This is a genomic window from Synechococcus sp. H60.3, assembly GCF_047462295.1.
Lineage (GTDB): Bacteria > Cyanobacteriota > Cyanobacteriia > Thermostichales > Thermostichaceae > Thermostichus.
Genome location: NZ_JANSIY010000007.1, coordinates 34,624 through 41,150, shown reverse-complemented (window position 1 = coordinate 41,150; position 6,527 = coordinate 34,624). Strand labels below are relative to the sequence as shown.

At 60.3% G+C, this 6,527-nt stretch carries 8 protein-coding genes and 1 pseudogene; 2 read left to right on the top strand and 7 right to left on the bottom strand.

Features of this window, described 5'->3' with window-relative positions; all coding sequences use genetic code 11:
- A pseudogene (locus tag NW841_RS01865) lies at positions 1-335 on the top strand (zinc ribbon domain-containing protein); the annotation flags it as partial.
- 134 nt (positions 336-469) lie between these two features.
- Here the strand turns inward: NW841_RS01865 and NW841_RS01860 are convergent.
- From NW841_RS01860 to ilvA, 6 genes are all read right to left on the bottom strand, one after another.
- A complete protein-coding gene (locus NW841_RS01860; RefSeq protein WP_414385106.1) occupies positions 470-1,042 on the bottom strand; it encodes a Uma2 family endonuclease in 573 nt (190 codons plus the stop codon).
- 18 nt (positions 1,043-1,060) lie between these two features.
- Positions 1,061-1,633 carry a Uma2 family endonuclease gene (locus NW841_RS01855; protein ID WP_414385111.1) on the bottom strand — a complete coding sequence of 191 codons (573 nt, stop codon included), beginning with the start codon at positions 1,631-1,633 and terminating at the stop codon, positions 1,061-1,063.
- 257 nt (positions 1,634-1,890) lie between these two features.
- Positions 1,891-2,049 carry a DUF559 domain-containing protein gene (locus tag NW841_RS01850; protein ID WP_414364085.1) on the bottom strand — a complete coding sequence of 53 codons (159 nt, stop codon included), beginning with the start codon at positions 2,047-2,049 and terminating at the stop codon, positions 1,891-1,893.
- Between the two features lie 81 nt (positions 2,050-2,130).
- Positions 2,131-2,421 (bottom strand): DNA adenine methylase, encoded by a 291-nt coding sequence (locus NW841_RS01845; RefSeq protein ID WP_414385104.1) that lies wholly within the window; start codon positions 2,419-2,421, stop codon positions 2,131-2,133.
- A gap of 525 nt (positions 2,422-2,946) precedes the next feature.
- Positions 2,947-3,168, bottom strand: coding sequence for a high light inducible protein (locus NW841_RS01840; RefSeq protein WP_414364083.1), 222 nt, complete (start codon positions 3,166-3,168; stop codon positions 2,947-2,949).
- Between the two features lie 101 nt (positions 3,169-3,269).
- Positions 3,270-4,781, bottom strand: a complete 1,512-nt coding sequence (ilvA, locus tag NW841_RS01835) for a threonine ammonia-lyase, biosynthetic (RefSeq protein WP_414385102.1) — start codon at positions 4,779-4,781, stop codon at positions 3,270-3,272.
- 144 nt (positions 4,782-4,925) lie between these two features.
- Here ilvA and NW841_RS01830 point away from each other — a divergent pair, with 144 nt between their 5' ends.
- On the top strand, positions 4,926-5,423 hold the full coding sequence (locus NW841_RS01830; RefSeq protein ID WP_414385100.1) for a pyridoxamine 5'-phosphate oxidase family protein: 498 nt from the start codon (positions 4,926-4,928) through the stop codon (positions 5,421-5,423).
- Positions 5,424-5,499: 76 nt separating this feature from the next.
- Here the strand turns inward: NW841_RS01830 and NW841_RS01825 are convergent, their stop codons facing one another.
- Complete coding sequence (locus NW841_RS01825; RefSeq protein WP_414364080.1) at positions 5,500-6,426, bottom strand: alpha/beta fold hydrolase; 927 nt, start codon at positions 6,424-6,426, stop codon at positions 5,500-5,502.
- Between the last annotated feature and the right edge of the window lie 101 nt (positions 6,427-6,527).

Here is a 6,527-nt window from a genome sequence, read left to right as displayed (position 1 = left end):
GGTTGAACGGTTGGGCGTTCTACCCGTTGAGGCAATTTTTGCACTACAAGGCAGTAAGAGCAGGAGTCAAGGTTGTGGTGGTTCTGCCTGCCTACACTTCGCAGACCTGCCACCGGTGCTTGTGGCTTGGCCAGTGGGAAGGGAAGCGTTTTCGTTGTGTGAACCCGGCCTGTGGTTGGGAAGGGGATGCAGATTTTACCACTCGCGTTAGCGGGACGGAGTCCTTTGTAATTGCGCTTTTGGGGGCTGCTGTAAACCGGCCTGCTCCCCTACATCCCCCCGTATACGGGGGGACAGAGGGGGGTTTGGGGTTGGCAGGCCAACTACAGGGCTACTGTTCGCGTCAGCGAGACGGAGTCCCTAAGCCCCCGGCTGAAGTCGGGGGAAGTTTACGTTCGTGGTTGCTGATAGCCACCGGTCAAGGGCTGCAAGAAGGGGTAGGTGGGAAAAGAGGGCAACTCGGGGCAGATTATTCCCAAACTAAGCTGAGATCGGCAACAAAGCCAGGGAGGACGGGATCCCCTTCGAGGTAAGCTGGGCGCTCCAGGACTTGGACGGGCTGAGCGGGGCGATAGACGTAAACTCGCTGGCTTTCCGGGTCAATCAGCCAGCCCAGTTGGGATCCGTTTTCGAGGTACTCCTGCAGCTTGGCCTGCAAAGCGGCCAGGTCGTCGGAAGGGGAGCGCAATTCCAGGACAAAATCTGGACAAAGGGGTGCAAAGCGGCGGCGCTGCTCTGGAGTAAGCTGCTGCCAGCGCTCCTTGGTAATCCAGGCGGCATCGGGAGAGCGAATGGCCCCGTTGGGGAGGGCAAAACCCGTGGAGGAGTCGAAGACAAGTCCTAAGCTCGTGCGGCGGTTCCACTGCCAGAGCTGGCCCAGCAGGTCGGCATTGCGAAGTCCGCTCTCACTGCTGACAGGGGCCATGGCGACTAGCTCGCCTTGAGCGGTGCGCTCCAAGTGCAGCTCAGGGTTCTGCCGACAAAGCTGTTCAAAAACTTCATCGGTCAACTCCAGGCTGGACCGTAGGTTAAGAGCAATCATAGGCAAGTTCCCTGGGAACTATTCCCAAACTAAGCTGAGATCGGCAACAAAGCCAGGGAGGACGGGATCCCCTTCGAGGTAAGCTGGGCGCTCCAGGACTTGGACGGGCTGAGCGGGGCGATAGACGTAAACTCGCTGGCTTTCCGGGTCAATCAGCCAGCCCAGTTGGGATCCGTTTTCGAGGTACTCCTGCAGCTTGGCCTGCAAAGCGGCCAGGTCGTCGGAAGGGGAGCGCAATTCCAGGACAAAATCTGGACAAAGGGGTGCAAAGCGGCGGCGCTGCTCTGGAGTAAGCTGCTGCCAGCGCTCCTTGGTAATCCAGGCGGCATCGGGAGAGCGAATGGCCCCATTGGGGAGGGCAAAGCCGGCAGAAGCGTCGAAGGCCACGCCACGCTGGGTTTGGCGGTTCCATTGCCAGAGTTGGGCGCTGAGGCTCAGGTTTTGGCGACTGCTATCGCTGCCAACAGGGGCCATGGCAACTAGCTCCCCCCGGGCAGTGCGCTCCAAGCGCAGCTCAGGGTTCTGCCGGCAAAGCTGTTCAAAAACTTCATCGGTCAACTCCAGGCTGGGCCGTAAGTTGAGGGAGATCACGGCTTGAGGGATCCCGTTCAGAGGATTTGAGGATGGGCTGGCGCTATTGTAGTCTTTTGGATCCCTCACCCCCAACCCCTCTCCCAGAGGGAGAGGGGAGGAAGGCAGTGCGGATTCGATCCAGGGCTACGGGGAGATTGGTTTCTACCAAGTGGCTACTCAGGCGCACAAAGCGCAGTCCTAGGCTTTCCAGCAGTTCCTCTCGTTGGCGATCCAAATCTTTTTGGTGCCTGTGGATTGGCCATCGACCTCTACAATCAAAGCCTCTTCCTTGCAGAAAAATTGACCACGAATGTGCCGATCGGTTGCTGCCGCCGAAATTTGCGCCCCTCCAACTTGCGATTACACAGCGCTTCCCACAAAATCCCCTCAGAAGGTGTAGATTCCCGCCGCAGTTGTCGAGCCACCTCCTGCATCTTCTTCTAAATTGCTGGAGGAACTTTCCATTTCTCTGACTCCCCCTCGCCTTGTGGAAGAGGAGGTTGGGGGTGAGGGCGCTAACCGGTAGCCTGTCCTGAAAATCGCGGTGGAATTTCAATCAGAGCCTTATTGATGAGAACGACCACCGGGTTTGAGTCACTGGCATAAGCCTTGAGCCCCAACCGCTGCACCTCCAGCGGGCTCGCTCCCCCGCCAGCAAAGGGGTCGTAAACTGGCGGCGCGTACTTAGCAGTGGACTCCCTGATGGCCTGGGGATCCGTGGGCGGCTCCTCACCGGGATCCCAGGCCAAACAGCGGCCAATCTCCCGTTGGGTCGCCTCCAGAATGCCGGACTTGGGATCGCTCACAGCGTCCCAAGAAACCAGGCCCGGTACCACTTGCTTGGCTTTGCCGCCCTTGTCTTTTCAATGCGCGCTGACACTCCCACCACCTAAAGGCAGGGGATTCTTACGCCGTTCAAAAACAAACTCATAAAAGCGCTGTCAAGACGCCTCTAGAGAATTCCTTGAGGCAAAGCCCCAAGGTTCTGCTGGCTTTTCTGTTCGCGTCAGCGCGACGGAGTCCTTGCAGCTTAGCTCAGACGTTAGTATCTTCCGGACGCTTGCCACTGGTCGGGTTTTTCACCGTCTTAGGGGCGCGCCTGGGAACAGTACGCCCCGGTGACAACTACACTATTGATGAGCAACTAAAGTCGCTGGCGGGCTTTTCCGCCCCGCACTACCCGCGTCAGCGGCGCGGAGCGCTGAGTACAGGGCTACCAAGCTATCCCTCTGTGTGCAAAGTCAGCCAAGGAAAGGCTTGTTCACGCAAAAGGTTGTACTCCCAGGTTGGCTACCCCGGATTCCCCAGGCCACGGCTTGCCTTCCCCTCTCCTACTGCCCCAAGGACTGCAGCCAGCCGATGAGAGTAGTTCCGGATAAGGCTTCAAACAGGATTAGGGCAACAAAGCCGATCATCGCCAAACGCCCGTTCAAGCGCTCTGCATAGTCGGTGAAGCCCACCCGCGGAACAGTGTCCACGTACATCTCCGGCTCAATGGCGTAGTTGTTGAGACGGCCACCTTCTTCAACTACGACGGAGCGATATTTGCTCATAGGATTCTCCTTGCTCTTTCTCTACCAGCGTAGCGCGCTCCACATAAGATTGTAAAGTTTTGTTTACAGCTTTGTTCACCCCCGCAATAAGCCGACACTGACTAGGCCAGGAAGAGCTTGTAGGCCGGATTGCGGCTTTCGTCCCAGTAGCGATAGTTCAGGGTATCCAGAAAGCGCTGCCAGGCAGGCATTTCCCAGATGGGCACTTGCATGCCGATGAGGACGCGACCGTAGTCGGCGCCGTTGTTGCGGTAGTGAAAGAGGCTGATGTTCCAGTTGGGGCTCATGCAAGACAAGAACTGCATTAGGGCCCCGGGCCGCTCCGGGAACTCGAAGCGGTAGAGCAGCTCGTTCTCGGCCAAGGGGGAGCGCCCCCCCACCATGTGGCGTAGATGCAGCTTGGCCAGCTCGTCGTCGGTGAGATCCAAGGTCTTAAAGCCAGCCCGCTCCAGATCCAGGGCCGCTGCCTGGGCATCGGCCCGATCCCGCACCTGTAGGCCGACAAAGATGTGAGCTTCTTGGGTATCGGCGATGCGGTAGTTGAACTCGGTGAGGTTGCGCTGGCCGATGTGGGCGCAGAACCGGCGCAAGCTGCCCCGCTCTTCGGGGATGGTGACGGCGAAAATGGCCTCCCGCTGTTCGCCGATCTCGGCTCGCTCGGCCACAAAGCGCAGGCGGTCGAAGTTCATATTGGCCCCGCTGGCCACCGCCACCAGGGTCTGTCCCTGGATGCCGGTGCGGCTGACGTAGGCTTTGAGGCCGGCAATGGCCAAGGCGCCGGCGGGCTCCAAAATAGAGCGGGTATCTTCAAAGACATCCTTGATGGCGGCACAGGTGTCGTCGGTGCTCACCAAGAGGATCTCGTCCACGTACTGCTGACAGAGGCGGAAGGTTTCTTCCCCCACCTCTCGCACCGCCACCCCATCAGCAAACAGGCCTACCTGGGAGAGGCGCACCCTTCGGCCAGCTCGTAGGGAGCGGTACATGGCGTCGGCGTCCAGTGGTTCTACCCCGATGATTTTGATCTCCGGGCGCAGGCGCTTGACGTAGGCGGCGATGCCCGAGATCAGGCCGCCCCCGCCAACGGCGACGAAGATGGCGTGGATGGGCTGTTGATACTGGCGCAGGATCTCCATGCCGATGGTGCCCTGGCCGGCAATCACCAAGGGATCGTCGAAGGGATGGATGAAGGTCAAGCTCTTTTCAGCTTCCAGTTGCCGCGCGTAGGCGTAGGCGTCGTCGAAGGTGTCGCCGTGCAAGACCACCTGGGCCCCCCGCGCCCGCACCGCCTCTATCTTCACCTGGGGGGTGGTGACGGGCATCACAATGACCGCGTGGGTGCCCAGTCGCTGCGCTGCCAGGGCCACCCCTTGGGCGTGGTTGCCGGCAGAAGCCGCGATGACTCCTTGGGCCAGTTGCTCCGAGGGTAGGTGGGCCATCTTGTTGTAGGCCCCCCGCAGCTTGAAGGAGAAAACCGGCTGCAGATCTTCCCGCTTGAGCCAGACCTGGTTGTTCAGGCGGCGGGAGAGGTTAAAAGCCGGCTCCAGGGGGGTTTCTTGGGCGACGTCGTAAACGCGAGCCGTGAGGATCTGAACAAGATAGTCACAATACATTGGGATGTATCGACGTCGATAGGGTTGAAAAAGGTCGAAAAATGTTGCTCCCGGTGGTGCGGGCTGCTCAAACGGGCAATGGATATTATCCCAGGGATCCAGCCCTTCTCAAGCGAGGGGGGCTTGGGGATAATAGCAGGGGCAATGGGAGAAAAAGCGATGTCGGTGCAGGAAAAGTTGAAGGCGCTGCTGGAGGGCCAGCCGGTGGCCAGCTTAGCAGTGCTGGATCAGGGCTCCCCAGCAGTGTCGTTGGTGCCCTTTGTGGTGCAGTGGGATCCCTTGCGCTTTGCCATTGTCATCAGCGACCTTTCTGCCCACACCCAGGCTTTGCGGGCGGATCCGCGAGCCAGCCTGCTCATCCACGAGCCGCCCACGCCGGGGGATCCCCGCAGCAACCACGCTTTGCCGCGGGTGATGGTGAGCGGAAAAGCCCAGTTCCTCAGCCGCGAGGAAGCTCAAGCCAAGGGGTTCGAGGCTCTTTATCGTGCCAAGTACGAGATAGCCGAGATGATCCTGGGCCTAGCGGACTTCCACTTCTGCCAGATCACCCCCACTGGCGGCAGCTTCATTCAGGGGTTTGGCCAGGCCTTCCGGCTGAGCGGCCCCAACCTGGAGCAACTGGAGCACCTCGGTCGCTCTTAGGCGGGAGAACCCAGACCTCCCCCCTTGCGAGAAAAGTTAGGCCAATTCCAACTTCCCTCCTCTGGGAGAGGCGCTGCTAGGGGATCCTGAGCTCAGGTTTTCGGGTGGGATCCCGGATCCAAGCCAGCAGCAGTGGGTTGACCAGCTCCGGGGCCTCGTCTTGGGGGCAGTGGCCAACTCCCGGCAGGGGGATGAACCCCACCACGCAGGGGAACTCGGCCAAGGCCCGCCCTAGAGCAATGGGCTCCCAGGGATCCGCCTCTCCCCAGAGGATGAGGACGGGGCAGGTGACCTGGGGCAGGAGATCTTCGGCCAAGGGCCCCTGGGAGTAGCGCACAAAGGCCAAGAAAACCTCTGCCGCCCCCGGATCGAGGGCCGGTCGCAGCAAAAGCTGCACCAGGTCTTCCGTAACCGCCTCCTTGCGCCCATAGGCTTGGAGGAGGATGTTGCGAATGGCCCGGGGCTGGGCTATTTGGGCAAAGAAAAACCGCCCAAAAGGGGGCCACCCTAGCAAGGACTGGATGAGGGGAGTGGTTCGGCGGCGCAGCCAAGAGATCTGGCGACGCTTGCGCTCGTGCAACAGCCGCAGCGAGGGATCCAACATCGCCACCCCCAAGACCTGGCCTGGCTGCAAAACAGCTGCCTGCAAGGCCACAATGCAACCAATGGAGTTGCCCACTAGATAAGCTGGCTCCCCCACCACCTCCCGCCCAAAATCGGCCACCTGGGCGCCCCAGGTTTCAAAGGTGTAGGGGAAAGGGGATCCTGGCAAGGGCTTGGCGGATCCCCCAAACCCCAGCAGATCCAGGGCGTACACGCGGCAGTGCCGCCCCAGCTCCGGCAAATTTTTCCGCCAGTGGTCACTGCTGGCCCCAAAACCGTGGATAAGCACCACTGCTGGGCCAGCGGATCCCGCCTGTTGGTAGCGGATGGACTGGCCCTGCCAGAGCCAGCGCCCCTCGCGGGGGGCCAAGACGCTTGGAGAAGGCTGTTCGGAGAGCATGGGGATCCCTGGCCGGTGTTTTTGGTCTCACCCCGAAGGATGGCGCTCTTTTTTGTTGGCACAATTTGGATGGGGAAGCAAGTTCTCTCCCTAGGCCTGTG

Coding starts and splice junctions, on each gene's coding strand:
- NW841_RS01860 (WP_414385106.1), bottom strand. CDS start 1,042: ATGATTGCTCTTAACCTACGGTCCAGCCTGGAGTTGACCGATGAAGTT.
- NW841_RS01850 (WP_414364085.1), bottom strand. CDS start 2,049: ATGCAGGAGGTGGCTCGACAACTGCGGCGGGAATCTACACCTTCTGAG.
- NW841_RS01840 (WP_414364083.1), bottom strand. CDS start 3,168: ATGAGCAAATATCGCTCCGTCGTAGTTGAAGAAGGTGGCCGTCTCAAC.
- ilvA (WP_414385102.1), bottom strand. CDS start 4,781: ATGTATTGTGACTATCTTGTTCAGATCCTCACGGCTCGCGTTTACGAC.
- NW841_RS01830 (WP_414385100.1), top strand. CDS start 4,926: ATGGGAGAAAAAGCGATGTCGGTGCAGGAAAAGTTGAAGGCGCTGCTG.
- NW841_RS01825 (WP_414364080.1), bottom strand. CDS start 6,426: ATGCTCTCCGAACAGCCTTCTCCAAGCGTCTTGGCCCCCCGCGAGGGG.